The sequence below is a fragment of the Streptomyces sp. AK010 genome, assembly GCF_014207295.1.
GTDB classification, from domain to species: Bacteria; Actinomycetota; Actinomycetes; order Streptomycetales; family Streptomycetaceae; genus Streptomyces; species Streptomyces massasporeus.
In genome coordinates this window covers 1-23403 of the sequence record NZ_JACHCX010000007.1, presented here as the reverse complement: position 1 = coordinate 23403, position 23403 = coordinate 1, and the positions used below count along the sequence as shown (strand labels likewise).

Below are 23403 nucleotides of genomic sequence, written 5' to 3'. Positions count from 1 at the left end.
CCCGGCCGGCCGCGCATTCGGGCATACGTTCTGGCCGTGAACTCACATGCCACCTCTCACAGAGGCACCGGCCCCGAACCGCACCCCTTCACCGGTGCACGGCCGACCCCCGGCGGCACCGCCCGCCGCACCCTGCTGCGCACCGCGCTGACCGGGGCCGCGGCCCTCGGCGCGGGCCTCGGAGCCACCGGCGCGGCCACCGCCGCCCCCGCGGATCCCGGCACCGCAGAGCCGCGACCCGGCACCCCGGACGAGGCCCTGAGGGAGCTGGCCGCGGGCAACCGCCGCTGGCGCACCTACCGGGAACGCCACCCGCACGAGAACCCCGCCGTCCGGCGGACGCTGGCCACTGCCCAGCACCCCTTCGCGGTCGTGCTCGGCTGCATCGACTCGCGCGTACCTCCGGAGCTGGTCTTCGACCAGGGGCTGGGGGACCTGATGACCGTGCGCACCGCCGGTGAGGTGCTGGACGAGGCCGTGCTCGGCAGCGTCGCCTACGGCGTCCTGGAGCTCGGCATACCGCTGGTCGTCGTCCTCGGTCACCAGTCGTGCGGTGCGGTGCGTGCCGCCGTGGCGGCGGAGCAGTCGGGGGAGCACCTGCCGGCCCACATGCAGTACCTGGTCGACCAGATACGTCCGGCCATAGACCACGGCCAGGACGGGGACGCCAGGATCGACGCGACCGTGAGCGCCAACGTCCGGATCGTACGCTCCCGGCTGGCCGCGGAACCCGAACTCGCCGCCAGGATCGCCACCGGCAAGCTGGCGATCGTCGGCGCCCGCTACGAACTGACGACCCAGGCCGTGACGCGCCTCGCCTGAGACGCCGCCCGGTCCGCCGCACGCGGCGGCGGACCGGGCCGTCCCGTCACGCCTGGAGCGGATTGAAGCGGGCCGCGGCCATCAGGAACCAGGCGGTCGCGCCCGTGTGCCAGCTCCCTGGCGCCGTCCGCCCCGAGTTCCCGTTCCAGCTTCCGCACCGCCTCCGCGCGGCTCAGCCCCCCGATCTCCACCCCGCGCACGGTCGTACCGGAGTCGATGTGGCCGCCCGTGAGGACCAGCCCGGCGAGATACAGACCGCCCACCCCCACGGCCAGCGCGCCGCCGGCCAGGGCGAGGGGCGGCAGGGAGGTGATGCGCGGGACGGAGGCTGTACGGGGGCGCATGGGTCTCCTGAAGATCGATACGAGGGTGCACCCGTGCCGCGACGCTGCTGCGGGCAAACACATCCAGCTATCCACACATCGGGGGCAAACCGATATGGCCCAGACCGCTTATGTCCGAGATCATTCCGGAATCGGCGAGACCGGTCCTCCCGCCGGACCGGCCACAGAGTGGTAACGGCGAACAACGAACGGGGCGTTGACACGGTCTAGGCCACCATGAAGGTCTCTTTCCTGATTCACAACGCCTACGGAATCGGAGGCACGATCACCACCACGTTCAACCTGGCCGGGGCCCTGGCCGAGCGGCACGACGTGGAGGTCGTCTCCGTCTTACGGCATCGTGAGCACCCCCACCTCGTGCTCGATCCGCGGGTGCGGCTGCGGGCCCTGGTGGATCTGCGCAAAGAGGCGGATCATCCGCTGCACCAGAGACCGGCGAAGGTGTTCCCGCCCGCCGAGTACCGCCACCACCAGTACAGCGAGCTGACCGACCAGCGCATCGGGGAGTGCCTCGCGGCGCTCGACGCCGACGTCGTCATCGGCACCCGCCCGGGCCTCAACGTGCACATCGCCCGCCAGGCCCCGCAGCACGTGCTGCGCGTCGGCCAGGAGCACCTCACGCTCGACAACCACTCGCCGCGGCTGCGCACGGCCCTGCGCCGCGCCTACCGCCGCCTCGACGTGATCACCACGGTGACCGAGGCGGACGCAGCCGCCTACCGGCGCAGGATGTGGCTGCCCGGCGTCCATGTGGAGGCCCTCCCCAACAGCGTTCCCGACCCCGCCCTGCCGCCCGCCGACAGCACCGCCAAGATGGTGATCGCCGCGGGCCGCCTGGTCCCGGTCAAGCGTTACGACCTCCTCATCGAGGCGTTCGCGCCGGTCGCCGCCGCGCACCCGGACTGGCAGCTGCGCATCTACGGCAAGGGCGAGGAGCAGCCCAGGCTGCGGGAGCTCATCGAGCGGCTCGGGCTGTGGAACAACGTGTTCCTGATGGGGGCCGCCACCCCCATGGAGGCCGAATGGGCCAAGGGCTCGATCGGTGCCGCCGCGTCCGACTTCGAGCCGTTCGGCATGACCATCGTCGAGGCCATGCGCTGCGGACTCCCCGTCGTCAGCACCGACTGCCCCTACGGCCCCGGCGAGATCATCCAGGACGGGACCGACGGCCGGCTCGTACCGGTCGGGGACCGTGACGCGCTCACCGCCGCCCTGCTGGACCTCGTCGGCGACGACGAGCGCCGCCGCCGCATGGGCCGGGCCGCCCTGGACAACGCGCGCCGCTTCGCCCCCGGACCCGTGGTCGCCCAGGCCGAACGTCTGCTGGAGACGGCCGCCGCGGCCAGGGGCACCGGCCCGGGCGCCACCCCGCAGAGCCACGGCACCCGGAGCGCTCTGACCGGCCGGGGCCACGCCGCCCGCGACGCCGCCCACGCCGCCGCCTCCGGCGTACTGCGATCGATACGGAAGGGACGCCGATGAGCACGCCGGAGAACGAGATGACCAGCACGCACGAGCGCGCGGCGGCCGGTACGCCGGAGGGCCCGGCCGGAACACCGGAAGGCGCGGCGACGAGCCCCGGGAACGACACCCGCGACACCCACCCGCGCGCCCACTGCGCGATCGACACGGACGGCCGGATCACCTTCCGCCTCCCGCCGACCACCACCCCCCGGCCCCAGCTGCTCCTGCGCCTGCGCCCCAAGAAGGGCCGCCCCGAGACGACCCCGCACGTCCTCGACCTGGAGCCCGACCGGGCGGACGGCCACCGGCAGGCCGTCCTGGAACCGCATCCGGTCCTCGACGAGGGCCGCTGGGACGTGTACCTGCTGCCGGAACCCGGAGCCGAACACCGGCGGCTGCGCCCCGGCCTGCGGGACCTGCGCACCCTCGTCGACGGTCACCTGCGCGACCGCCCCTCGCCCGTCACGGCCAGGGTCCCGTACGTCACCAAGGACGGTTTCCTCGCCCTGCGGGCATGGCGGCGCACCGCCCACGCCGAGGCCCGCGCCATCGGCGTCGAGGGCCGGGCCCTGACGGTCACGGCCCGCCTGCACGGAGCCGAGCTCCGCGAGGGCGCCACCGTGCGGCTGCGCCTGCGAGGCACCGACACCGTGCGGACCCTCCGCCCCCGGGCCGACGACGACGCAAGGGGCTTCTCCCTCACGGCCGGCCCCGGGGATCTGACGGTGGACGGCGAGGGAGCGGGCCGGATCTGGGACGTCTTCGTCCGGCCCGCCGCCGACGCACCGCCGATCAGGGTCGCCCGGCTGCTCGACGATGTGGCGGACCGCAAGCACGTACACGTCTACCCGGCACTCGAGGCGGACGGATCCGCTTTCCGCCCCTACTACACCGTCGACAACGACCTCGCGATAGAGGTGACGTAAGACCGATTCCCCGAAATGCCCGAAATGAAAATTCCGGGAGTTCCGGATGGTCGTTTCGGTGACGCGCCGCGACAGCGATGTGTGGATTTTGTGGAAAGCGGCGGCATAAGGGGTCACGAGCTCGTTCTCAACAGCCGCAAATCGGGAGGGGACTTGCGGCTATAACCAAACTCAAGTACCTAGATGAATCATGAACCTGTTCAACCGCGTTGTGCCGTCCCGCCGGCAGGCACCGCTCCCCCCACAGCGACCCACCGGCGCACCGGCGTCCTCCACCGCCGTGCTGCCGGACCCCAACCTGGCCGATCTGTCCGGTGAATGGGTCGTCGATCCCGCGCACAGCAGGATCGGCTTCTCCGTCCGGCACGCCATGGTGACCACCGTGCGCGGTTGTTTCCTGGAGTACGAAAGCCGGCTCTACTTCGACGCGCACGAACCCGCACGGTCACGGGCCGACATCACTCTGTTCACCGCCAGCGTCGACACCGGAGTGGAACAACGCGACGCGCACTTGGTCGGTCGTGACTTCCTCGACGCCGCCACCTATCCGCGTATGCGTTTCACCAGCACGGCGGTGCAGCAGACGGGCGCCGACCTGTTCAGCATGTCGGGCGAGCTGACCATCAAAGGCGTCTCCCGCCCCGTGGTACTCGACATGACGTACATCGGAAATGTCACCGACCCCTTCGGCTATGACCGGGTCGGCTTCGACGGCACCACCACCATCAACCGCTCGGACTGGGGCCTGACGTACAACAGCAGGCTCGCCGAGGGCGGTGCGATGGTGAGCGAGAAGGTGCGGCTGCAGCTCGACATCGCTGCCATCCGCACGCCACCGTCGGGCGGCTGAGGCGCCCCGGGGCGCCTCACGACCCGGCGTCGGGCCCGGCCACGACCTCGAACGTGGCCGGGCCGAGCGTGAGAACCCCGTCGCTCAGCGGTGTGCACCGCACACCGCCCCGGCCGCGCAGGGCCCGCTGGGCACCCGGGCCGATGGTCACGTCCATCCAGGCGCAGGGCCGGGCGGGGCGCTTCACGGCGAACTCCACCGGTCCGGCGCCGCAGTCGAGTGAGATCGTCGCGCCAGCGCAGGAATCGATGTCGACCCCGCGCAGCAGGATGTTCCGGCGGGTGTGCCGCAGGTCGGCGTCGGCCGGGAGGCTCTCCGAGGCCATGATGGTCACCGCCGCGTTCCGGTGGGCCGGCCGGGCGTAGTAGCGGTCGCCGACCAGTCCCAGCCCGCGCCGTACCTCCACCTGGTTGACCCGCTCGTCGGACGGGCCGGGGGAGGGGCCCTCGGACGGCCGTCCGGCCAGCCGGTGCGCGGGCGACACCAGCAGCTGCAGCACCTCCACCTCGGTCATGACGCCACCCTACGTGCCGGTGACCGGGGGTCGGCCGTCACTCCTCCTGCCGACGCCCGAGCCCGCCGTCCTCCACCGGGGCCCGGCCGTCCGCCTCGCCCGCCGTGAGGTGCTCCAGGACCTCGACCAGCTCCTGGCAGGCACGCTCCACGGACCGTCGCGTGTGGATCTGCTCGGTGATCACGGCGGACAGGATCAGCGCGGTGAGCGCCATCGCCCCGTTGAAGGCCTGCAGCTTCAGCATCACCTCGACGCGGCTGAGCCGTTCGAACGGCCCGACCCGGTCGGTCGCCGCCACCGTGGTCATGACCGAGGCGAACAGGGCGCACGTCAGGCTGCCGGCCAGCTGGAACCGCAGAGCCGCCCAGATCAGCAGGGGGTAGACGAGGAACAGCAGACTGACCGAGCTGCGCGCGGCCAGCGGCACCAGACAGCAGGCGATGACCGCGAGCCCCGCGGCCTCCTTCCAGCGCGACATGGGCAGCGGCAGGCGTACGCGGGACAGCAGGAGCAGCACCGGCGTGACGATGAGCACGCCCATCGCGTCACCGACCCACCAGGCCAGCCACACCGCCCAGAAGCCGGGCCATTCGATCCTGTCCGTGGCGATCAGGATGCCCGCGCCGGTGGTCGAGCTGATCAGCATCGCGGCGAACGCGCCCAGGAACACCAGGGCCAGACCGTCCCGCAGCCGCGCGAGGCCGGTCCGGAAACCGGCGCGGCGCAGCAGCAGGTACCCGACGACCGGCGCGGCCGTGTTGCCCGCCAGGACGGCGAGCGCCGAGGGCGCCGGGGTGGTGAGGGACAGGACGACGAAGAAGGCGCCCAAGGCGATCCCGGGCCAGCAGCGCAGTCCGAAGAGCAGCAGGCAGGCGACGGCGACGCCGGTGGGGGGCCAGATGGGAGTGACGACCGCGCCCTCGACGACCAGTTCCCGCAGCAGCCCCAGCTGCGCCGACCCGTAGTAGCAGGCGGCGACGGCCGACGTCTGCAGAGCGACGACGGCCGGCGTACGCAGATCATGGCTACCCACCACAGCAGTCATGAGACACCGGCGCCGCCGCGTAGGCGAGGCGGGAACGGCCTTCGTGCGGCCCTATGGCCGAGCGTCCGGCCCGTCGAGGCCGACCACCAGGACGGCCGCGTCGTCGTCGTGCCCCACGCGCTCTGCCCCCTTGATCACGGCGGCCGCGAGCGCGTCGACGTCCATACCCGCCACCGCCGCGATGCCCGCGAGCCGCGTCACCTGGTCGAGGCCTTCCTCCAGCCGCATCGACGGTCCCTCCACGACACCGTCCGTGAGCAGCACGAACATGCTGCCCGTGGTGAGTTCGTAGCGGGTGACGGGGTAGGGCATCCCCGCCTGTACACCGAGGGGAGGGCCGCCCTCGTCCTCGGTGAGAGCGGACTTCCCGTCGGCCGTGGCCCAGACGCAGGGCAGATGCCCGGCCCGAGCGCTCTCCAGTACGCCGGCACACGGGTCGAGCCGCATGAACGTGCAGGTGGCGAACAGGTCGGAGCCCAGGGACAGCAGCAGATCGTTGGTCCGGGCCAGCACCTCGCCCGGCTCGCTGGTGACCGAGGCCAGCGCCCGCATCCCGGCGCGCACCTGCCCCATGAAGGCGGCGGCCTCGATGTTGTGGCCCTGGACGTCGCCGATGGACAGGCCGATCCGGCCGTCGCCCAGCGTGAAGGCGTCGTACCAGTCGCCGCCCACGTTGAGACCGTGGCACGCGGGTGTGTACCGCACGGCCAGGTGCAGCCGACGGGCGAGGGGCAGGTCCCGCGGGAGCATGCCGCGCTGCAGCGCGATCGCGAGTTCGACCCGGGACCGCTGCATCTCGGCCTGCGCTCGCGCCTGAGCCGTCAGGGCCCCGAGCCTGGCCAGCAGCTCGTCGCCGTCGTCCGTCGTGCCGGTGCGGGACATGGATCACTCCGGCGAGGATGGCCACGGTGAGTCACGACCCGACAGGTCAGATCACCCGAATTGCGTTTATAGGATGATACTCAGGCATAGGCCTCCGCCACGACTTCAGGCTCCTCGGGGGCCTTGGAGGCCCTCCCGCACCTCCGCGGAATCCGTACGCCCCACCGCCGCCAGCACGAACGTCACGCTGATCAGCAACGCCCAGGCCCCGAACTTCTCCACCCCCACCGGCTCCCAGCCGTGCTGCTGATACGGGTAGCGCCAGGCGCCGACCAGGGTCGCCAGGTTCTCCGCCACCCACAGGAAGAGCCCGATCAGCACGAACGACAGCGCCAGCGGCATCTTCCGGCGCACCCCACGCACCGTGAACCGCACCGACGTCCCCAGCGTGACGGCCCCGAGCAGCCCGGCCAGCACCCAGCGCGCGTCGGGCAGCCAGTGGTGGCTGAAGAAGTTGACGTATATGGCGGCGGCGACCAGGGCCGTCGCGCGCGGCCGATAGCGCACGATCTCCAGGTCGAACAGGTGCCAGGCCCGGCAGATGTAGCTGCCCACGGCCGCGTACAGGAACCCGCCGTACAACGGGACGCCGGCGAACTTCAGCACGGCCGGCTCCGGGTAGCTCCAGGAGCCGAGCGACACCTTCACCAGCTCGAAGGCCAGGCCGATGACATGGCAGACCGCGATGACGGCGACGTCCCGTCCGTTCTCCCAGCCGCGGGCCCAGAACACCAGCGTGAGCAGCACTCCGTAGACGACCAGCAGGTCGTAGCGCGCCACGGGCAGTTCGGGCAGCAGCGTGGACACGGCCACGCCGGACAGCAGGGCGATGGCGAATGCGCAGGCCCGCGTCTGTGTCCAGGCGAACGCGAGCAGCTGGCGGACCGGTGCGGCCAGGGGGCCGGTGAGGCTTGCAGGGATCATGGTGTCCTGGAGGACGACCCCGTCCGCTCAGCGGTTGCAGTGGAACTCCCTGCTCGGAGCCCCGCCGTCCGTGCACTCCCGCGCCTGGGCCACGGCCTCCCGCAACAGCACCGACAGCCGCTGATCGGTGTCCGGGGCGGCGCACAGCACACCGAGCGCCTGCTCGAGGTGACGGCGCCCCGGCCCGCGCCACCACAGCAGATCGCCGATCCGGGCCGCCGGACCGCCCGGGGGCGCGACGGCGAGCCTCGCCGCCCTCGCGCGGCACGCACGGCCGTGCCGCGCCAGCCGCCGGGACGCGGGATGCACCAGGCGGGCCGCATCCACGACCGCGCCGACGAGCAGCGGCGCGTAGTCGCGGCCGGCGGGGCGGGCGTCGGCGAGGTCGGCGGCCAGCGGCCACAGGGCGCGCCGGGCGTCGTCCCCCACGCTGTCGTTGACCACACGGGCCAGGGCCGCGAGCGCCGGATGCGTTCCGGGAGGACTGTCGGTGAAGCGGCCGGAGGACAGGACGGCGGCGGCCTCCATCAGGCAGGCGCCGTCGTCCGGGTGCAGGTGGGCGAAGCGTCCGGGCACCGGAAGGCTGTCCGGGACCCCGGCAGGGGACTCGACGGACGCCCTGCGGCCGGGAAGAGCGGTCATGGACGGCCTCCGGCTGTGATCACAGACCGGTGACGGCGTGCAGCAGGAGATACAGCGCCGCCGCCGGGATTCCCGCGCCGGGGAACGTGAGGATCCAGGCGGTACCGATCGAACGAGCCACTTGCCAGCGTACGGCGGAGAAGCGCCTGGTGGCACCGGCACCCAGAATGGCCGCGGTGATCGTCTGCGTGGTGGAGATCGGCGCCTTCACCAGGAACGCGGTCGTGTAGAGGACGGTCGCGGCAGCCGTCTCGGCGGCGAACCCGCGCGGCGGGTCGAGGTGCACGATGCGCCGTCCCAGGGTGGTGATGATGCGACGCCCGCCGGTGTACGTGCCGGCGGCCATGGCGAGCGCCACGGCGGCGATCACCCACACCGGCACCGAGAAGCCGTCCTGCCATCCGGCTGTGACCAGCGCCAGCACGATGACCCCCATGGTCTTCTGCGCGTCCTGCAACCCGTGCCCCAGCCCCATGGCCGCGGCGGAGACGGTCTGAGCGATGCGGAACCGCCCCATGGTGCGCCGGGGCGTCGAACGCCGGAACGCCCAGAGGATGCCCGTATGGAGCAGATAGCCGAGCACCACGCCGACCAGCGGGGACACCAGCATCGGCAGGATGACCTTGTCCAGGATGCCCGACCACTGCACCGTGGCGGACGCGGCGAGCGCGGCACCCACCAGGCCGCCGATCAGGGCGTGCGACGACGAGGTGGGCAGCCCCCGCCACCAGGTGAAGACGTTCCACCCGATGGCGCCGAGGAGCGCGCACAGGACGAGGAGCAGCCCTGAGTTCGCCTCGGGCGCCTCGATGATCCCGCTGCCGACGGTCTGGGCGACCCCGGTCCCCAGGAAGGCGCCGCAGAAGTTCATCACCGCGGCCATGGCCAGGGCCGCCCGCGGTGTCAGCGCCCTGGTGGAGATCGAGGTGGCGATCGCGTTCGCGGCGTCGTGGAAACCGTTGGTGAAGTCGAACGTCAGACCCACGATGATGATCAGCACCACGAGGGCGAGCTCCATGCCTGATCACCTTTCGACGCGCGGTCGCACGGTTCCATCGTGCGCTCGACGAGCCGATCGGGCCGTGCGGCTACGCCACGCGGCCCGATCGTGCCGCGTGCGGTTACGCCACGCGGGGCGGGCGGTTCGAGGGAACCCTGAGAGGCGGACACGCCGTTTTACGGTGTTCTGATGCGATCTGTTCCTCCATGGGCGCTGGTGTCATCCGGGTGTGCGCCGGTCTTCCTGATCATGGGCTGGCTGGTGGCGGCATCGATCGAGGGGCACCCCTACGACCCCGCCGCCCAGACGATCAGCGTCCTGGCGGCCCCTGGACACAGGGGGTCCTGGGTGATGACGGCGGCGTTCGTCGCATTGGGGTTCTGTCACCTGCTGACCGCCTGGGGCCTGCGGCCGGCCGCGACGGCGGGGCGGATGGCCCTGGCGGCCGGAGGCGTATCGGCGCTGGCCGTGGCCGTGGTTCCGGCATCGAGCAGCGGCGGCTCGCTGAGCCATGGTTCCGTGGCCGCCGTGGGGTTCGCCGTCCTCGCGGCATGGCCCGTGCTGGCGGCCAGGGCCGGAACCGCCGTGCCCTGGGCCCTGCGTCCGTTCCCGTCCCTGGGGGCCACGGCGGTCATGGCGGTCGGAGCGGCCTGGTTCCTGGTCGAGTTGCACCTTCACGGTGTGGCGGGCGTGGCCGAGCGCGCCGTGACGACCCTCCAGTCTGTGTGGCCCTTCGTGGTGGTCCTCTCCTGCCTGCGCGAATCCCTGCGCGAGGGGCGCCCGAGCTGACCGATCGCTTCCGGTCTGTTGACAGGTACGGACCAAGGCGCAACGCTGAGAGCGCTCTCACCCATCGGTCGACTGTCGAACGGAGGCAGAGCGTGTTGCGAACTCTCAGGCGCCGGGCCACGGCCGCGAGGCTGTCCCTCGCCATGGCCCTCACCGCCGCCCTCGCCGGCTCACTGCTGGCGACCGGAACGGGTGCGCCGGCCCATGCCGCCGTGCCGGCGACGATCCCTCTGAAGATCACCAACAATTCGGCCCGCGGCGAGCAGTTGTACATCTACAACCTCGGCACGGAACTCTCGACCGGACGGCAGGGCTGGGCCGACGCAGGCGGCACGTTCCATCCCTGGCCGGTGGGCGGCAACCCGCCGACCCCCGCCCCCGACGCCTCGATCGCGGGCCCCGCGGCAGGGCAGTCGGCCACGATCCGCATGCCGAAGTTCTCCGGCCGCGTGTACTTCTCCTACGGCCAGAAGCTGGTCTTCAAGCTCACCACCGGCGGCCTGGTCCAGCCCGCCGTGCAGAACCCGACCGACCCCAATCGGAACATTCTGTTCAACTGGTCGGAGTACACACTCAACGACTCAGGCCTGTGGATCAACAGCACACAGGTCGACATGTTCTCCGCTCCCTACGCGGTGGGAGTGCAGCGGGCCGACGGCAGCACCGCGTCGACCGGCCGGCTCAAGCCCGGCGGATACAACGGCTTCTTCAACGCCCTCCGAGGGCAGCCGGGGGGCTGGGCGAACCTGATCCAGACCCGCCCCGACGGCACCGTACTGCGCGCCCTGTCACCGCTGTACGGCCTGGAGACCGGCGCCCTGCCGGCCACCGTCATGGACGACTACATCAACCGCGTCTGGCAGAAGTACGCCGGCTCGACCCTGACGGTCACCCCGTTCGCCGACCAGCCCGGCACCAAGTACTTCGGCCGGGTCTCCGGCGGCGTCATGAACTTCACCAACAGTGCCGGGACGGTCGTCACCGGCTTCCAGAAGCCGGACGCCTCCTCCGTCTTCGGCTGCCACCGGAGGCTGGACGCCCCCAACGACCAGGTGCGCGGCCCGATCTCGCGCACCCTGTGCGCCGGCTTCAACCGGTCCACACTGCTGGTCAACCCCAACCAGCCCGACGCCGGTGCGACCGACTTCTACAAGGACGACGTCACCAACCACTACGCCCGTACGATCCACGCCCAGATGGCGGACGGGAAGGCGTATGCGTTCGCCTTCGACGACGTCGGCCACCACGAATCACTCGTGCACGACGGCAACCCGCGCCAGGCCTACCTCACGCTCGAACCGCTCAACTGACCGGCCTTCCGCACGCCGCCGGCACCACGATCCGATCGTGGTGCCGGCGGCTTTGTGTTGCTGACCTGCAAGCTGTTCCCAAAACAATCTGCGGTGCTCGAAGTTGGCCATTCATCAGTTACGGAATCAATTACAACTTTGCGATCTCTTGGTGTAGTTGGGCTGCCGATTACGTGAGCCTCATTGGCATCACGCGGTGACCGCAACCCCTGCCGGAACAAGGGCCATTGTGGTCACTTTCCCCCCACGCAATGGCGAGAGGCACCAACGATGACGATGAACCACGCCCTGCGGTACGGCAGCCGCACGCTCGCGCTGACGGCGACCGCACTCGGGGTGATCGCGACGGCCGTGCCGGCCGCGGCCGAGGAACAGCCCACCGCGGAGCAGATCATGGCCGACTGCGCTTCCGGTGAAGGCAAGTGCAGTTTCAATTCCCCGGAGCTCGGCAAGGCCTATCTCGGTGAGCCCCGCCAGGTATCCGAACTGCTCTTCAACTGCACCGATTCGGCCGCCTCCCAGTCGATGTCATGGGCCGACACCGTGGGCTCCTCCCATTCGGTGGGCGGCTCTGTCACCGTGGGCGGTGGCATCGAGGGCATCATCACCGCCAGTGTGACCGCGACGTACAACTACACCTGGCAGAGCTCGCACACGGAGACGAGTTCCTTCACCGTGTCCGTGAAGCCGGGAGAAGTGGGCTGGATCTCCCGCGCCCAGGTCATGCGGCAGATATCCGGCACGTGGCAGACCCACTACGACGACCCCAAGTGGGGCCACTACCACTGGTTCGTGCCCGACACGGTCACCGGCCCGGCCCCGAACGGCACGGACGGCAAGCACAGCGCGGTCGTGGTCAAGTCCCGCAAGATGACGGCCGACGAGAAGAAACTGTGCGACGGCGGCTCCACGGAGAACAACGTCTTCACCCGCAGCCGCTGAGCCGGCCCCGTCTTGGCAGAGGGGCCGGCCGTGGCTACTTCGGGTCGCGGTCGAAGAGCGACTTGGACCAGAGGTAGCCGAGCGCGGCCAGCCCCACGCACCAGACCACCGCGAGCCATCCGTTGTGGCCGATCCCGGTGCCGAGCATCTTGAGGCACTGTAGTGCCACCGTCCTCGTGGCGCCCGCATGGGTGTCAGATGGCGCCACGTGGCACCACGCGGTGCCACCGGTGGTGGGCGGACACACTGATCGGCCCCGCCCGGTGGTGTTCGCCCGGCGGGGCCCAATGCTGGAACGGGCGCGGCGCACGGCGTGCCCGCGGCGTCGTCAACTGCTCGCGGCGGCGGTCACGGTCGCCGGGTCCACCCCGGTCAGTTCGACGATGCGGTGCGGTGCCACACCGGCAGCCAGTGCTCGACCGATCAGGCCGTCCCGCCCGTCGGCAGAGTCACGGTAGGCGAGCAGTTCCTCCTCGACCCGGGCCAGCGGCTCCGGCACCAGGTGGTGGCGGAGGCGGACCAGTTCCTCCTCGCTCAGCGGAACGGGCAGTCGTTCGGCCCCCTCGGGCACGGCCGCCCGCTCCTCCGGCGGGAGCAGGCGCAGGTGCGGTGAGGTCGGCGTGCTTCCCTGGGCCTCGAGCCAGGCGCGTACGGCGGGAGTCTCCATGCAGGCGAGTTCACCGACGGCGGCCGGCACCGCGCCGAGCTGCGCGGACGCGTCGTCGAGCAGGAACAAATAGGCGTCGTCGGTCATCCTCGGCTCCTTCGCAACAGGGTGCTGGTCGACATCCATTACCCCGCTGCGCCCGGATTAGCGCCGGAGTCACGGCACTCGATCGGGGGAAATGGCACGGCGCCGGGTCTCGGTGATGTGCGAGTCGATGTACCTGGCGAGCGTGAGTGCGTCCTTGGGCTCGTCGGCCTGGAAGGTGACGCGGCGGACGACCCCGTCGAGGGCGATGCCTTCGCGGGCGAGGACGAAGATCAGTGCGAGGAAGGCGGACCGGGCGTTGCCGTCGTCGAACGGATGGAAGAAGCAGACGTCGAGGTAGGCGCGTGCGGCACGCGCGGTCAGGGGGAGCGGCTGTGCCGAGACTCTCCAGCCACGCGCGCCACTCGCACAGCGCCGCGACCACGCGGGTGAGCGTCTCCTCGGGAGTGGTGATCGAATCGCGCGGGCAGCACCAGTGTCCGACGGGCCCTCCGTCGAAGTCCCCTTCGTCGTGCGACCAGCGGAAGCCCGCAGCCCAAGGGCCGTAATGCTCCACCAACGCCTGCGACATGGCGTCGGCCCACAACCGTGCCTCGCCCCAGCTCCAGGCGCTCATCGCCGGATCGGCGAAGGGGACGTCCGGCCTGCGCGGCACGCACCGGGCCGGGCGAGCGGACCACCCGCGCTGCCGACGCGGTGTCGAAGGGGTGGCGGGCCGGATCCACCTCGTCCCAGCTCAGAAATCCAGGGGCCAACTCGGGTATCACCGCGCAAGCCTGCGCGTCCGCCTCGCGCCCGATCAAGCGAATTACCAGCGAGGCGGGCAGCGCATACCGCTCAGAACCCGGCGCCGGCTGTCTCGCAGCCTGCCGCCCCGGCCGTCCCGGCCTCCGGGGCGACGTCCCAGGGCCGGGGGCCGGTGCCGGCCGTCCACGCCTCCAGGGTCTCCCCGTCCACGCACAGGATCCCGCACTGCTCGGCGTACTCCAGCGCGGGCGCTGTGAAGTCACTGGTGCTGACCAGCACGGCGACATCGGCTTCGTGCACGGTGAAGCACGTGCCGCCGAAACGCTGGAGATCCTGGGATCCGACCCGGTGGGACGCGTCGTAGCGCTTGCACTGGACGACGATCCGGCGCCCGTCGGGCGTGACCGCCAGGACATCGGCGCCCAGGTCCCCGGCGCCGCCCACGACCTCGACGCCGGAGCAGCCGTCGCGTTCGCAGAGCGCGGCGATCGCCTCCTCGAACTCCTCCGGCGTCAGGGCGGCGTAGTCGACCGCGACGGCCTCGACTGCCGTCCGCCGATGGGAAACCGCCGGAGGCTGTAGCTGCTCGGCCGCTTCCCTGGCCGCCTCGTCGAGCGCGGCCGCGGCCCGACGCGCCACTCCCGCCACGCGCCACCGGCGCCGCAGGCCCAGACAGGCCGCGACACCTATCAAGAGCAGCACGAACATCCAGGCCGGACGCCGCTCGACAGCGCCCGCCGCCACGCGGGCGGCGAGGCCCAGGACGCTCACGACCACGGCGAGGAACACGAAGAACAGGGCAGTCGACCGAAGGTCGAACCGGTATCGGCGGCGCTCCACAAACGCCGTACGAGGCGCAGGCACTGTCATGACATCCCCCCTCTTGGGACAACAGCAAGATCACTCCCACCGTCTGCCCAAGATCAACGCCTTCACCGCACCGGCCGCCGTCACCGTTCTCTGATGCGCCACCACCACCAGCGCCCGGCGGTCCACTCGCTCGCCCGACCCGGATCCGGGAGGGTGCGGCGCTCGAACTCCGCGTCGATACGCGCCACCAGGCGACCGAGATCCACGCGGGCCCCTCCGGGCAGATACCGCAGGACCTCGTCCAGGTCGTCCCGACCGTCTTCGATCTCGATGCCGGGACTCTCGTAAGGGCCGCTCAGATGGCGCCCCGGCTCCCCGAAAGCCCGCTCGAAGCGGCTGAGATCGACAGCGACGGCGCCGGGCCACAGATGCTCAGCCTCAACTCGCCGTATCGCTGCGCGAGTTCGGGCTGACACGGAGGGAATCCGGCGAACCGGCAGGTGCTTGGGTGGCCGCCACCGCTCGGCGCGGACAACCTTCGGACGCCTACGCGGCATTGCCCTTTCGGATCAGAGTCATGTCGGCATTCTGACACGGCCGGTGCCTTGGTGAGCTGTCCCGAATCGCCGGCGGGACCCCTGGCACGATCGACGGGTGACCAGCGAAGGCGGGCGGCCGGGCCGCATGAAGTACGTTCCCCTGGTGCTCCGACCGCATAGGTTCGCCGGGTTGATGAGTGAGGAGCGGATAGTGGCGGGTACGGGGAGGCGGGCCAATGAGTGACAACTACCTGACGGTCATCCCGACTGATCCGTACTGGCGGCCTGGCAAGGATGCGGCGGATCGTGCTGCGGCCGTTTCGACACCTCAGGGCGCGATGCCCACTGAGGGCAGCCGGCCGCCGTGTGCGTGCACGACCAGAGAGCCGTTCCACTTCTCGGGAACGGCGATCGCGTAGTAGGCGCCGTCCGCGCTCAGCCCGGTGTAACAGGTCGCCGAGTCCTCGAGGTTCGCCGGACACGCGGCGGGCGCCGGCTCCTGGGCAGCCGCGGCAGGCGCGGAAAGCGCGGAGACGGCAAGGGCGGCGGAAACGACGGCGGGAAACACGGACCTGAGGCCTCTGGTCCGGGAAGGTGTCGGCGGCACTCGTGATGGGCAAGCGGCCGGTCTTGTTCGCATTGAACACACGCACACGACGACCTCGTCGAACAGGAGGGCAGCGCGCCGTAGTACGTCCTGGTGCCCTTGAGCGACAGGGTCGAAGGATCCTGGGAAGAGGGCTCGCATGACCGGAAAGACTAACAAGCGGCGGCCTCCGGTGGTGAAGTGGCAGGGCGGCCAACCACCAGCATAAATCCGTAGGTTGACGGCCCACGGGCTCAGACCCCGCCCCCGTAGAGGGAAGCGAGCGCGGTGGCGCGGTCACGCAGGGCGGTGCGCAACGCCCCCGGGGCCAAGACCTCGGCATCCGTGCCGAGTTGTCACAACGCCCACTCGGCGTGCCGCAGATCCTGGTACGTCACCTCCAGCCGCAGTCGGCCGTCCGGGTCGGGTGCCGCGGCGCGGACGGCGACGGCGCTGCTCATCAGGTCCTGCCGCCGCTGCGGGGCCACCCGTACCAGCACGACGATGCGGTCGCCGGACAAGAACTGCGCGCAGCGTTCGGGCCAGACCCGGTCCAGATGGACCTGGTCCGGTCGCCGTGCCGGTTCGGAAATCTCCTCCGCCTCCAGGACCCGCGACAACCGGTACGTGCGGTCCGCGCCGGATCCCCCGAGTCGGTCGCCTTCCTCGCCGGCCCGGCCCGCTGGGTCAACGGGCAGGTCCTCTACACCAACGGCGGCCTGGCCTGACCTCGGGACACCCCGCTCGGGCACCGCTCGCGCGGCACTCCCGCTGGAGAAGCCCATGCCGTCCGTCGTCCTCATCACCGGCGCATCCCCTGCGTGTCAGGGGAGCCGTGAGCACCAGCCCGGCCGGGGCTTACGCTCACACGGCTTCCTGGACTGAGCCGACCTGGAACACCCGAGGGAGAGACATCGTGACGAAGCCGGCCGAAGGCGCCGCCGAGCGCCCGGCCCGTGGGCGCCGCCCGGCCGACGAGGTCCGCGCGGACGTCTTCCGCGTGTTCGGAGAGGTGCTCCTGGAGGAAGGGATCGCCGACCTGCCCTTCGAATGGGTGGCCCGCCTGTCCGGTGTCAGCAAGACGACGCTGTACAGGTGGTGGCCCTCCAAGGGCGCCCTCGCCCTCGACGGCTACTTCCACGCCGTCGAGGAGACGCCGGCCTTCGAGGACACCGGCGACATCCGCGCCGACCTCACCCGCCAGTTGCGTGCGTTCGCGCACATCATGACCGGTACGCCGGCCGGGCGGGTGGTGACCGAGCTGATCGGCCAGTCCCAGACCGACGAAGGCCTGGCCACCGCCTTCCGCTCCCTGTACTCCTCCGAACGCAGGCGACTGGCGGGGGAGCGGCTGCTGCGCGCCAAGGAGCAGGGACAGATCCGCGACGACGTCGACGTCCAGATCCTCGTCGACCAGTTGTGGGGCGCCGTCTACCACCGGATGCTCGTCCCGGACGAGCCGGTGACCGACGACTTCGTCGTCGCCCTGGTCTCCAACCTGATCGACGGCATCACTCCGTAGACGGTGGCAGCGGAGAACCCGTCGGTGCGCTCACGCGGTCACCGAGTACTCACTCGGTCACCGAGTCGCCATGACGGTGGGCCACCCTCCACCGGCCCTCCTCGCGGCGGTAGACCTGAGTGGCCCGCAGCGTGTAGGTGCGCGGCACTCCGTCGACGGAGGCCGAGGTGTGCTCGAGACCGGCCGTGTAGGCCAGGTCTCCCGCAACGTCGTACGCCTGGAGTTCGAAGACGTACGACGTGCAGTCGGAGAAGCTCCTGCCGAGGGTGGTGAAGAGCTCGTCCAGCTCCTGCTGCCCGTAGGCGTTTCGCCACGCCCCCAGAACGCTCACCGGTTCGTTGCGCGACCAGAGTGCCCGGCGGGGAGCCGCATCGCCGTTGTGCAGCGCAAGCTCCGCCTCGTACAGGGCGGTTCTGACCCACTCCAGGAAATCGTCACGGTCGGTCATGTCTTCATCATGGGCCCAGGTGCTCGCGATGCCCGCGATTTCGGTCGTCGGCACGCGGTGGCTCCAGGTTCCCCCCGGCCCGCGGACCGACGCCCCGGCTCTCGGCCGGCCGCGTTGTCAGTGGTGGCTGTAACGCTGGACGGATGAACGGCGACGAGCAACTGCTGCGCGGCCGGGTCTACGGCCACGACCACGACGACCCCGACCCGGGACCCCGCTCCGGGAGGACCTATGCCCACCTCGTCGGAGGGCCGTTGGACGGGTTGCTGCTGGATGTCACGGGCTGGACGCCGGACGAGATCGGCACGGGTGCAGCACTGCCCACTGAACTCGGGCAGTTCCCCGGCGGCCGCGCGCTGTACGATCCCGGCCCGGGCGAGCCGCGTGCACTCGGCCCCGGAGTGGCGTGCCGCTTCCACTACCGCGGAGACAGTCCCTGAGGGGTGACGATGCGGGACCGTCCGGACGCCCGACACGTCGATCAGGGCGGTGTCAGCTCTTGGTCAGCGTGCGTTCCAGGAGAGGCAGCAGACGGTCCCAGTGGCGCCGCAGCGCAGAGGGGTCGTCCGGGACGGGGAACGCTGGCAGAGCCGCGCCAAGTACCCGCTCGGGCAGCCGTCGGCCGACAGTGCCTGACTCGGCCCGTGCCGCGAGGCTTCGAGAAGGGACATGATCGTGGCGTGCCGCCGATGGTCGGCACCCGGGCCTGCGGGCCCCGACGACAAGAGCCCGACGCCGAAGCTGATAGGGAGCGCGTTCCGGGGTACCTGCGTCGGCATGGCTTCGGAAACCGATCACGTTGAATCCGTACGAGCCCTGCGGCAGCTGCGCCGGATGCGCACCTTCTACGCCGGGGGCGCCGTCCTGTGGGCGACGTCGGCCGCATCGGCGGGGTGGGACGACCCCGGGGGTCGGCCGATGTGGGTGTCGGTGGCGTTCCTGATGGTCTTCGCCGCTCTGCTGGGCATGACGGTTCTGTGGCTGAGGCGTCGGCAGGCCGACCGTGCGGAGGAACCCGTGCACCATGCCGCTCCCCGGAGGACGGCCTGGCGCCGGCACGCCAACGCCTGATGGGGGGGGAGCCCGGGCCCTGGGCCGTCATCGGCCCTACTCCTCCGGGCTCGGACGGAAGTCTTTTGGCCGATCGCCGCGGAGTTCCTGCCGGAAGTCGCCCGGCCGATCGCGGCGCAGTTCCTCGTACCGCCGCGCGTAGGCGTCGACAGCCTGGTGAACCGTGCAGCCCAAGGTCTCGCGGATCGTCGCGATCGCGGCGATGCTCCGGTGCGCCAGGATGTCGTGGTCCACACTCGCGGGCAGTCCGTCCATGACGTGAGGCTACCGGGCAGACGCGGTTGGATTCAGCCGAGTCGTCGTCCCGTGCTCCACCACTCCGCCGTTCCATCCGTGTCTTCAACCCGCGCCCGGGTCAGTGGAGGGTCGGCCGGTAGACGAGCTCCTGGATGTGACCGTCGAGCGTGCGATGCTCGACCAGCTCCAGATCGAAGTCGGCCGCATCCCGGAAGACCGGGTCCAACCCCGTCCGGCCGGTGATGACGGGGAAGAGTGTCACCTGCAGCCGGTCGACCAGGCCGGCGGTCATCAGCGCCCGGTTCAACGACAGGCTGCCGTGCGAGCGCAACGGCACGTCCGACTCCGCCTTGAGCCGGGCGACGACGTCGACGGCGTCACCGCTGACCACGGTCGCGTCCGGCCAGTCGAGGGGGCCTTCCAGCGTCGTCGACACCACCGTCGTGGGCAGGTTCCTCATCCGCGTCACCCAGGGGTCCCGCACGTCGGATTCCTCGGTGCTCGAGCCCAGCATCTCCACGAAGGCGCGAAACGTGTTGGCTCCGTAGACCATGCGCTGCTCCCCGCCGTAGAGGGCGAGGCGGCGATCGAGCAGCTCGGGCCCCTGCTTGCCCCAGTAGCCGGTCCAGTCGCCGCCGGCGGCACCGTAGCCGTCGAGGCTGGAGAAGACGTCGAAGGTGTACGTGGCGGCCATGCCGTGCTCCTCATGTGAGGTCGATCGGTGTGAGTGGGCAGGGGCGAGACCGGCGATCTCCTCCGGCGGCCTGCGGTGACCCTCGTACCAATAGACCCGGCACGCTTGTGAAAGTCATCGCTGCGCCCACCACACGTCGCGCCCGATCGCTCGAACGGTGGAGGGCGGACGGTGCACCCGCGCATCCCGCCCTCGCGCGAAATGCTGCGCGGTGCCCTCCCCATCCGGGCATGATTCCCCCGCGCAGGGAGGCAGGAGTCAGCGCGAGCCGGGACGATACGCCCTGACGGAGTCGGAGAACGGCCACGTCTGGGGCGTCTGCGCCGAGGTGGAGGGACTCTTCAGGGAGCCCGGGCGCGCGACCTACGAACTCTTCGGCTGGGTGCCGGACGGCGCCGAGGTGCGCGGTTGGGTCGGACACCGGGTGTGGCTGGTGCCGGACGACGACACGTTGGACCCCTGGCTGCTGGAGGACGCGGAGAGCCTCCCGGGGCGGCGACCGGGGGATGCTCTCGTCCTCACGGGCATGGACGACTACATGGGTCCGCCGGAGGGACACCGGGCTGCGATCCGTGTGCATGACCGGTACCGGTGGCTCGGCTCGTCCCGGGAGTTCACGCGCGTCCTGCCCGACGAGCAGGCAGCTCCCCCTCTCGTCCTGCGGGGCCTCTCGCCGAGCGGCCGGCTGCGGCGGGCCCTGGCCACGGGCACTCGGCGCGCGCTGGACCTGGACGAGGCCTGGCTGCGGATACGCGACGACAGCGGCGAGCCGCTCAGCGACCGGCTGCTGCGGCCGAGGATCAAGGCGTGGCGCCCGTCCGCGCAGGGGCCGGACCTGATCGACCTGGAACTCGACGAAGAGCTCGACGCGCCCGTCCCGCGACATGCCCGTCCCGTCTGGAACCGCTGGCTCGCCAGGCCGCCGCGGGCCCCCGGCCTCTGGGCCGGCCTGGACACCCGGCAGCGCGGGGCATGGCTCGATCTCGTCCGCGAGCGGGGCTGCCGGCTGCAGCACGAGGGCCGACCGGCCGGACGCGTCTACGAGCTGGATGGCCGGCACATCACCGACGAGCCGAGCCTCTTCCTGGCTCTCGGCGAGGCAGTCAACGGGCCGGGTGGCTACTTCGGCGGCTGCGTGGACGCCCTCGTGGACTGTCTGCGCGGCAGTTTCGGGTACACCGCCCCCGCGACCCTGCTCTGGCGTGACATCGCGCCCGCGCGCGAGCACCTGTCCCACGTCCTGACACCCGAGGGCGACCCGTACGACCTGGTCGCCCTGGTGCTTGAAGTCCTGGCCGAGGGCCATATGCGGGTCACCTTCACCTGACAGTAGCCCCGGGCGAAGTGCGGGCCGTCTCAGCGTCAACACGCTGATCAAAAACCCGAGTTGAGGGCCACAGCTGCTTGCTATGGTGGCGCGATGCCAACGGTCAAGCAGATCCAAGTCACCTTCGACTGCGCGGAACCCGAGCGAGTCGCTCGCTTCTGGTGCGAGGTGCTGGGGTACGTCGTACCGCCGCCCCCGGAGGGTTTCACGACTTGGGACGACTTCAACCGCTCGCTGCCGTCCGAGGAGCGGGGGGCATGGTTCGTAGCCCTTGATCCCACGGGTGTGGGCCCGCGCCTGTATTTCCAGCGCGTCCCGGAAGGCAAGGTCGCCAAGAACCGGGTGCACCTCGATGTACGCGTCGGCACCGGACTCGTGGGTGAGGAGCGCCTGGCCACGCTCGAGGCCGAATGCGCACGACTGGTCGCACTCGGCGCGGTCCGAGAGCGACTGCTGGAGGCCGATGAGGACAACGAGTCGTGCATCGTGATGCAGGACATCGAGGGCAACGAGTTCTGTCTCGACTGAGGAGTGAGGACCTGTGACCGCCTTGAACCCCGAGGGGTGGCGGGTGGTTGGAAGGGCATGAGTGATGGGCGGTCCGGCTCGTGGCGTGGCTCTCCTCGGCGGAGGGTTCTCAACGGATGAGGACGGACTGCTGGACGACTGGCTGCTCAGCCACGCGAGGAGCAGTCGTCCCAAGGTGTGCTTCGTCCCCACAGCCAGTGGCGACGCACCCGCCTACGTCGATCAGTTCCTGAGCGCGTTCAAGCCGCGCGACTGCGAGCCTTCCGTGCTGGAGCTGTTCCGGCGACAGCTGGACGACGCAGCCCTGCGGACGTTTCTGCTGAGCCAGGACGTCGTCTACGTCGGCGGCGGCAACACCGCGAACCTCTTGGCGGTGCGTCGGATCCAACGGAGGGCCCGACGCCAGTTCGGCCACATGACCAAGGGCCCGGTCCTGTGATGACCGGGCGGCTGTGAAGCTCATCCGCACAGTGTTGCTCAAGCCGATCAACCGCCGCAGCCGGATTCCCCGCCGACAACCGACCCGTGCCCGGACAGCCGGGGCGCCGCCGAAGCCGATTCCTCGGCCCGGCGGAACCCCGGATCGCAGTGCGTTCCCGCAGATCAGCTCATGAATTTGGCGCAGGCACTCGCGGTGACCCACCGGTGCGAGCTGATGTTGTACCACATGGGGTAGCCCCCGGTGCTGTCGTTGCGCGCGAGATCGTCGACGTAGATCTCGCTGCGCTTGAGGCAGCTGTAACCACCTCGCTGCCAGTCGTAGTCGGGGCTGACGTAGAAGGCGACCACGTCGTAACCACCGGAGTACGTGCCGGTGTTGAGGACCGAGAAGGCGCTGTCGTTGTCGCCTCCCTGGAACATGCCCGCACCGTCACCCCAGTTGGGGTCGTCACCCGCGTCGGCGCCGAGCAGGATGCGGCAGTCGGTCTCGTGGTAGGCGCGGACCTTGCCGTCGCCCTTGTACTTGAAGTACTCGGCGTCACAGCCGGGCCCCGCCGCGGCGTTGCCGGCCGCCTGAGCCGAAGGCAGCGGGAGGGCGAGTCCGAGCGCCGCCGTGGTGACCAGTGTCGCCAGAAGGTGTCGTGCCTTGCGCATGGATGACTCTCCTGTGTCTCGAGTGTTCCGCGGCGGTCTGCCGCGGGGGCTCTACTCGCCGAGGATCCGCTCGGCGCGGGTGAGTGCCGCTCGCTGGAGGCGGTCACGCGTGGCGATGTCCCGCGCGAACCGTGCGCGCACGGGAGCGCTGTGCTCCCGTTCCAGCCGGCGGGCGGTCTCGGCGAAGCCCGTACTGCGGGCACAGGTGGCTTCCGCGACGGCGAGGCGCACCTCGGCGGTGTGCGCGCGGCCGGCGTCGAGGCCCTGGGTGAGCCGGGGCAGTGCCGAACGGATCGCGGTGGGGTCGCGCCCTCGGGCGCGGAGGGAGGTGCCTCGGCAGCAGGCTTCTGCGCCGGTCCACAGCCCGTCAGGGCCAGGGTCAGGAGAACCGTCGCGACGGTGGAAAGACGCTGGTCGAACCGCACGGGCTACTCCTCACCGCCCCCACGGCAGCTCCAAGCCGCCCGGGGGTTCACCGAAAGCGCGACAACGTATGCGGCGGAGCCGCCCGTTGCCCGGTCGGCCCTGCCTGCGGCGACCCTAAGGGGTCCTTTCACTATGAGTGTCCGATCAGGGCGCGTGGTCTGGTGCCGTGCGTCGCAAGGCGCCGGGAAGCCCTCGTAGCGGAGCTAC

29 protein-coding genes and 5 pseudogenes are annotated in these 23403 nt (G+C 70.8%); 14 read left to right on the top strand and 20 right to left on the bottom strand.

Annotated elements, in window-relative coordinates:
* Window positions 1–36: 36 nt before the first annotated feature.
* Window positions 37–822, top strand: coding sequence for a carbonic anhydrase (locus HDC93_RS15295; protein ID WP_185011130.1), 786 nt, complete (start codon window positions 37–39; stop codon window positions 820–822).
* On the opposite strand, the gene HDC93_RS39665 is transcribed toward HDC93_RS15295, so the two are convergent.
* On the bottom strand, window positions 783–1166 hold the full coding sequence (locus tag HDC93_RS39665) for a hypothetical protein (protein WP_398985149.1): 384 nt from the start codon (window positions 1164–1166) through the stop codon (window positions 783–785). The genes HDC93_RS15295 and HDC93_RS39665 overlap by 40 nt on opposite strands.
* A 216-nt stretch (window positions 1167–1382) precedes the next feature.
* Between HDC93_RS39665 and HDC93_RS15285 the strand changes: the two genes are divergently transcribed.
* The 3 genes from HDC93_RS15285 (at window position 1383) to HDC93_RS15275 (ending at window position 4406) form a co-directional block, all read left to right on the top strand.
* Window positions 1383–2648 carry a glycosyltransferase family 4 protein gene (locus HDC93_RS15285; protein WP_185011128.1) on the top strand — a complete coding sequence of 422 codons (1266 nt, stop codon included), beginning with the start codon at window positions 1383–1385 and terminating at the stop codon, window positions 2646–2648.
* Window positions 2645–3556 carry a transferase gene (locus tag HDC93_RS15280; protein ID WP_260419580.1) on the top strand — a complete coding sequence of 304 codons (912 nt, stop codon included), beginning with the start codon at window positions 2645–2647 and terminating at the stop codon, window positions 3554–3556. Before HDC93_RS15285 ends, HDC93_RS15280 begins: the two co-directional genes overlap by 4 nt.
* Before the next feature lie 190 nt (window positions 3557–3746).
* Window positions 3747–4406 carry a YceI family protein gene (locus tag HDC93_RS15275; RefSeq protein ID WP_185011126.1) on the top strand — a complete coding sequence of 220 codons (660 nt, stop codon included), beginning with the start codon at window positions 3747–3749 and terminating at the stop codon, window positions 4404–4406.
* Window positions 4407–4422: 16 nt separating this feature from the next.
* Here the strand turns inward: HDC93_RS15275 and HDC93_RS15270 are convergent, their stop codons facing one another.
* The 6 genes from HDC93_RS15270 to HDC93_RS15245 form a co-directional block, all read right to left on the bottom strand.
* Window positions 4423–4920 carry a molybdenum cofactor biosysynthesis protein gene (locus HDC93_RS15270; protein ID WP_185011124.1) on the bottom strand — a complete coding sequence of 166 codons (498 nt, stop codon included), beginning with the start codon at window positions 4918–4920 and terminating at the stop codon, window positions 4423–4425.
* Between the two features lie 37 nt (window positions 4921–4957).
* On the bottom strand, window positions 4958–5956 hold the full coding sequence (locus HDC93_RS15265; protein ID WP_311774555.1) for an MASE1 domain-containing protein: 999 nt from the start codon (window positions 5954–5956) through the stop codon (window positions 4958–4960).
* Window positions 5957–6016: 60 nt separating this feature from the next.
* Window positions 6017–6847 (bottom strand): PP2C family protein-serine/threonine phosphatase, encoded by an 831-nt coding sequence (locus HDC93_RS15260; protein WP_185011120.1) that lies wholly within the window; start codon window positions 6845–6847, stop codon window positions 6017–6019.
* Between the two features lie 105 nt (window positions 6848–6952).
* A complete protein-coding gene (locus tag HDC93_RS15255) occupies window positions 6953–7771 on the bottom strand; it encodes a DUF817 domain-containing protein (protein ID WP_185011118.1) in 819 nt (272 codons plus the stop codon).
* Between the two features lie 27 nt (window positions 7772–7798).
* Complete coding sequence (locus HDC93_RS15250; RefSeq protein ID WP_185011116.1) at window positions 7799–8413, bottom strand: hypothetical protein; 615 nt, start codon at window positions 8411–8413, stop codon at window positions 7799–7801.
* A gap of 19 nt (window positions 8414–8432) precedes the next feature.
* Window positions 8433–9431 carry an inorganic phosphate transporter gene (locus tag HDC93_RS15245; RefSeq protein WP_185011114.1) on the bottom strand — a complete coding sequence of 333 codons (999 nt, stop codon included), beginning with the start codon at window positions 9429–9431 and terminating at the stop codon, window positions 8433–8435.
* A 171-nt stretch (window positions 9432–9602) separates the two neighbouring features.
* Between HDC93_RS15245 and HDC93_RS15240 the strand changes: the two genes are divergently transcribed.
* The 3 genes from HDC93_RS15240 to HDC93_RS15230 all read left to right on the top strand — a co-directional run bounded on the left by HDC93_RS15240 (window position 9603) and on the right by HDC93_RS15230 (window position 12454).
* Complete coding sequence (locus HDC93_RS15240; RefSeq protein WP_185011112.1) at window positions 9603–10202, top strand: DUF998 domain-containing protein; 600 nt, start codon at window positions 9603–9605, stop codon at window positions 10200–10202.
* 92 nt (window positions 10203–10294) lie between these two features.
* Entirely contained in the window at window positions 10295–11512 is a 1218-nt protein-coding gene (locus HDC93_RS15235; protein ID WP_311774554.1) for a glycoside hydrolase family 64 protein, read from the top strand.
* A gap of 270 nt (window positions 11513–11782) precedes the next feature.
* Entirely contained in the window at window positions 11783–12454 is a 672-nt protein-coding gene (locus tag HDC93_RS15230; RefSeq protein WP_185011110.1) for a hypothetical protein, read from the top strand.
* Between the two features lie 34 nt (window positions 12455–12488).
* Here HDC93_RS15230 and HDC93_RS15225 read toward each other — a convergent pair.
* The 8 genes and pseudogenes from HDC93_RS15225 to HDC93_RS15190 all read right to left on the bottom strand — a co-directional run.
* Window positions 12489–12602, bottom strand: a pseudogene (locus tag HDC93_RS15225) (ABC transporter permease); the annotation flags it as partial.
* 180 nt (window positions 12603–12782) lie between these two features.
* The gene (locus HDC93_RS15220; RefSeq protein ID WP_185011108.1) at window positions 12783–13208 is read right to left on the bottom strand and encodes a DUF6003 family protein; all 426 of its coding nucleotides are present in this window, start codon (window positions 13206–13208) and stop codon (window positions 12783–12785) included.
* Window positions 13209–13277: 69 nt separating this feature from the next.
* A complete protein-coding gene (locus HDC93_RS39315; RefSeq protein ID WP_311774568.1) occupies window positions 13278–13529 on the bottom strand; it encodes a Fic family protein in 252 nt (83 codons plus the stop codon).
* A 474-nt stretch (window positions 13530–14003) separates the two neighbouring features.
* Entirely contained in the window at window positions 14004–14783 is a 780-nt protein-coding gene (locus tag HDC93_RS15210; protein WP_185011105.1) for a restriction endonuclease, read from the bottom strand.
* A gap of 80 nt (window positions 14784–14863) precedes the next feature.
* The gene (locus tag HDC93_RS15205) at window positions 14864–15199 is read right to left on the bottom strand and encodes a hypothetical protein (RefSeq protein ID WP_311774553.1); all 336 of its coding nucleotides are present in this window, start codon (window positions 15197–15199) and stop codon (window positions 14864–14866) included.
* Window positions 15200–15590: 391 nt separating this feature from the next.
* Window positions 15591–15830 carry a hypothetical protein gene (locus HDC93_RS38360; RefSeq protein ID WP_185011717.1) on the bottom strand — a complete coding sequence of 80 codons (240 nt, stop codon included), beginning with the start codon at window positions 15828–15830 and terminating at the stop codon, window positions 15591–15593.
* A 114-nt stretch (window positions 15831–15944) separates the two neighbouring features.
* Window positions 15945–16010 (bottom strand): annotated as a pseudogene (locus tag HDC93_RS39660) (pantetheine-phosphate adenylyltransferase); the annotation flags it as partial.
* A gap of 92 nt (window positions 16011–16102) precedes the next feature.
* Window positions 16103–16492: pseudogene (locus HDC93_RS15190) on the bottom strand (helix-turn-helix transcriptional regulator); the annotation flags it as partial.
* A gap of 6 nt (window positions 16493–16498) precedes the next feature.
* On the opposite strand from HDC93_RS15190, the pseudogene HDC93_RS38355 reads away from it, so the two are divergent.
* A pseudogene (locus HDC93_RS38355) lies at window positions 16499–16576 on the top strand (3-ketoacyl-ACP reductase); the annotation flags it as partial.
* A gap of 188 nt (window positions 16577–16764) precedes the next feature.
* Window positions 16765–17370 (top strand): TetR/AcrR family transcriptional regulator, encoded by a 606-nt coding sequence (locus HDC93_RS15185; protein ID WP_185011103.1) that lies wholly within the window; start codon window positions 16765–16767, stop codon window positions 17368–17370.
* 49 nt (window positions 17371–17419) lie between these two features.
* On the opposite strand, the gene HDC93_RS15180 is transcribed toward HDC93_RS15185, so the two are convergent.
* The gene (locus HDC93_RS15180) at window positions 17420–17818 is read right to left on the bottom strand and encodes a nuclear transport factor 2 family protein (protein WP_185011102.1); all 399 of its coding nucleotides are present in this window, start codon (window positions 17816–17818) and stop codon (window positions 17420–17422) included.
* Window positions 17819–17961: 143 nt separating this feature from the next.
* Between HDC93_RS15180 and HDC93_RS15175 the strand changes: the two genes are divergently transcribed.
* A complete protein-coding gene (locus HDC93_RS15175) occupies window positions 17962–18258 on the top strand; it encodes a hypothetical protein (protein WP_185011100.1) in 297 nt (98 codons plus the stop codon).
* 337 nt (window positions 18259–18595) lie between these two features.
* Window positions 18596–18889 (top strand): hypothetical protein, encoded by a 294-nt coding sequence (locus tag HDC93_RS15170; protein ID WP_185011098.1) that lies wholly within the window; start codon window positions 18596–18598, stop codon window positions 18887–18889.
* 36 nt (window positions 18890–18925) lie between these two features.
* Here the strand turns inward: HDC93_RS15170 and HDC93_RS15165 are convergent, their stop codons facing one another.
* Window positions 18926–19144 (bottom strand): hypothetical protein, encoded by a 219-nt coding sequence (locus tag HDC93_RS15165; protein ID WP_185011096.1) that lies wholly within the window; start codon window positions 19142–19144, stop codon window positions 18926–18928.
* A gap of 100 nt (window positions 19145–19244) precedes the next feature.
* Complete coding sequence (locus HDC93_RS15160) at window positions 19245–19820, bottom strand: dihydrofolate reductase family protein (RefSeq protein WP_185011094.1); 576 nt, start codon at window positions 19818–19820, stop codon at window positions 19245–19247.
* A gap of 283 nt (window positions 19821–20103) precedes the next feature.
* Here HDC93_RS15160 and HDC93_RS15155 point away from each other — a divergent pair, with 283 nt between their 5' ends.
* The 3 genes and pseudogenes from HDC93_RS15155 to HDC93_RS15145 form a co-directional block, all read left to right on the top strand.
* Window positions 20104–21147, top strand: coding sequence for a barstar family protein (locus HDC93_RS15155; protein WP_221516765.1), 1044 nt, complete (start codon window positions 20104–20106; stop codon window positions 21145–21147).
* A gap of 93 nt (window positions 21148–21240) precedes the next feature.
* Window positions 21241–21675 (top strand): VOC family protein, encoded by a 435-nt coding sequence (locus HDC93_RS15150; protein WP_185011090.1) that lies wholly within the window; start codon window positions 21241–21243, stop codon window positions 21673–21675.
* A 64-nt stretch (window positions 21676–21739) separates the two neighbouring features.
* Window positions 21740–22057, top strand: a pseudogene (locus HDC93_RS15145) (Type 1 glutamine amidotransferase-like domain-containing protein); the annotation flags it as partial.
* Between the two features lie 221 nt (window positions 22058–22278).
* Here HDC93_RS15145 and HDC93_RS15140 read toward each other — a convergent pair.
* Together HDC93_RS15140 and HDC93_RS15135 are read right to left on the bottom strand one after the other, a co-directional pair.
* On the bottom strand, window positions 22279–22770 hold the full coding sequence (locus HDC93_RS15140) for a hypothetical protein (RefSeq protein ID WP_185011088.1): 492 nt from the start codon (window positions 22768–22770) through the stop codon (window positions 22279–22281).
* Window positions 22771–22821: 51 nt separating this feature from the next.
* Window positions 22822–23001 (bottom strand): hypothetical protein, encoded by a 180-nt coding sequence (locus HDC93_RS15135; protein ID WP_185011086.1) that lies wholly within the window; start codon window positions 22999–23001, stop codon window positions 22822–22824.
* Window positions 23002–23403: the final 402 nt, after the last annotated feature.

Bases quoted from the DNA above. Each gene is read 5' to 3' on its own strand.
- HDC93_RS39665 (WP_398985149.1), bottom strand. From the start codon at position 1,166: ATGCGCCCCCGTACAGCCTCCGTCCCGCGCATCACCTCCCTGCCGCCC.
- HDC93_RS15285 (WP_185011128.1), top strand. From the start codon at position 1,383: ATGAAGGTCTCTTTCCTGATTCACAACGCCTACGGAATCGGAGGCACG.
- HDC93_RS15280 (WP_260419580.1), top strand. From the start codon at position 2,645: ATGAGCACGCCGGAGAACGAGATGACCAGCACGCACGAGCGCGCGGCG.
- HDC93_RS15275 (WP_185011126.1), top strand. From the start codon at position 3,747: ATGAACCTGTTCAACCGCGTTGTGCCGTCCCGCCGGCAGGCACCGCTC.
- HDC93_RS15270 (WP_185011124.1), bottom strand. From the start codon at position 4,920: ATGACCGAGGTGGAGGTGCTGCAGCTGCTGGTGTCGCCCGCGCACCGG.
- HDC93_RS15260 (WP_185011120.1), bottom strand. From the start codon at position 6,847: ATGTCCCGCACCGGCACGACGGACGACGGCGACGAGCTGCTGGCCAGG.
- HDC93_RS15255 (WP_185011118.1), bottom strand. From the start codon at position 7,771: ATGATCCCTGCAAGCCTCACCGGCCCCCTGGCCGCACCGGTCCGCCAG.
- HDC93_RS15250 (WP_185011116.1), bottom strand. From the start codon at position 8,413: ATGACCGCTCTTCCCGGCCGCAGGGCGTCCGTCGAGTCCCCTGCCGGG.
- HDC93_RS15245 (WP_185011114.1), bottom strand. From the start codon at position 9,431: ATGGAGCTCGCCCTCGTGGTGCTGATCATCATCGTGGGTCTGACGTTC.
- HDC93_RS15240 (WP_185011112.1), top strand. From the start codon at position 9,603: ATGCGATCTGTTCCTCCATGGGCGCTGGTGTCATCCGGGTGTGCGCCG.
- HDC93_RS15230 (WP_185011110.1), top strand. From the start codon at position 11,783: ATGACGATGAACCACGCCCTGCGGTACGGCAGCCGCACGCTCGCGCTG.
- HDC93_RS15220 (WP_185011108.1), bottom strand. From the start codon at position 13,208: ATGACCGACGACGCCTATTTGTTCCTGCTCGACGACGCGTCCGCGCAG.
- HDC93_RS15210 (WP_185011105.1), bottom strand. From the start codon at position 14,783: ATGACAGTGCCTGCGCCTCGTACGGCGTTTGTGGAGCGCCGCCGATAC.
- HDC93_RS15180 (WP_185011102.1), bottom strand. From the start codon at position 17,818: ATGACCGACCGTGACGATTTCCTGGAGTGGGTCAGAACCGCCCTGTAC.
- HDC93_RS15175 (WP_185011100.1), top strand. From the start codon at position 17,962: ATGAACGGCGACGAGCAACTGCTGCGCGGCCGGGTCTACGGCCACGAC.
- HDC93_RS15170 (WP_185011098.1), top strand. From the start codon at position 18,596: ATGGCTTCGGAAACCGATCACGTTGAATCCGTACGAGCCCTGCGGCAG.
- HDC93_RS15165 (WP_185011096.1), bottom strand. From the start codon at position 19,144: ATGGACGGACTGCCCGCGAGTGTGGACCACGACATCCTGGCGCACCGG.
- HDC93_RS15160 (WP_185011094.1), bottom strand. From the start codon at position 19,820: ATGGCCGCCACGTACACCTTCGACGTCTTCTCCAGCCTCGACGGCTAC.
- HDC93_RS15150 (WP_185011090.1), top strand. From the start codon at position 21,241: ATGCCAACGGTCAAGCAGATCCAAGTCACCTTCGACTGCGCGGAACCC.
- HDC93_RS15140 (WP_185011088.1), bottom strand. From the start codon at position 22,770: ATGCGCAAGGCACGACACCTTCTGGCGACACTGGTCACCACGGCGGCG.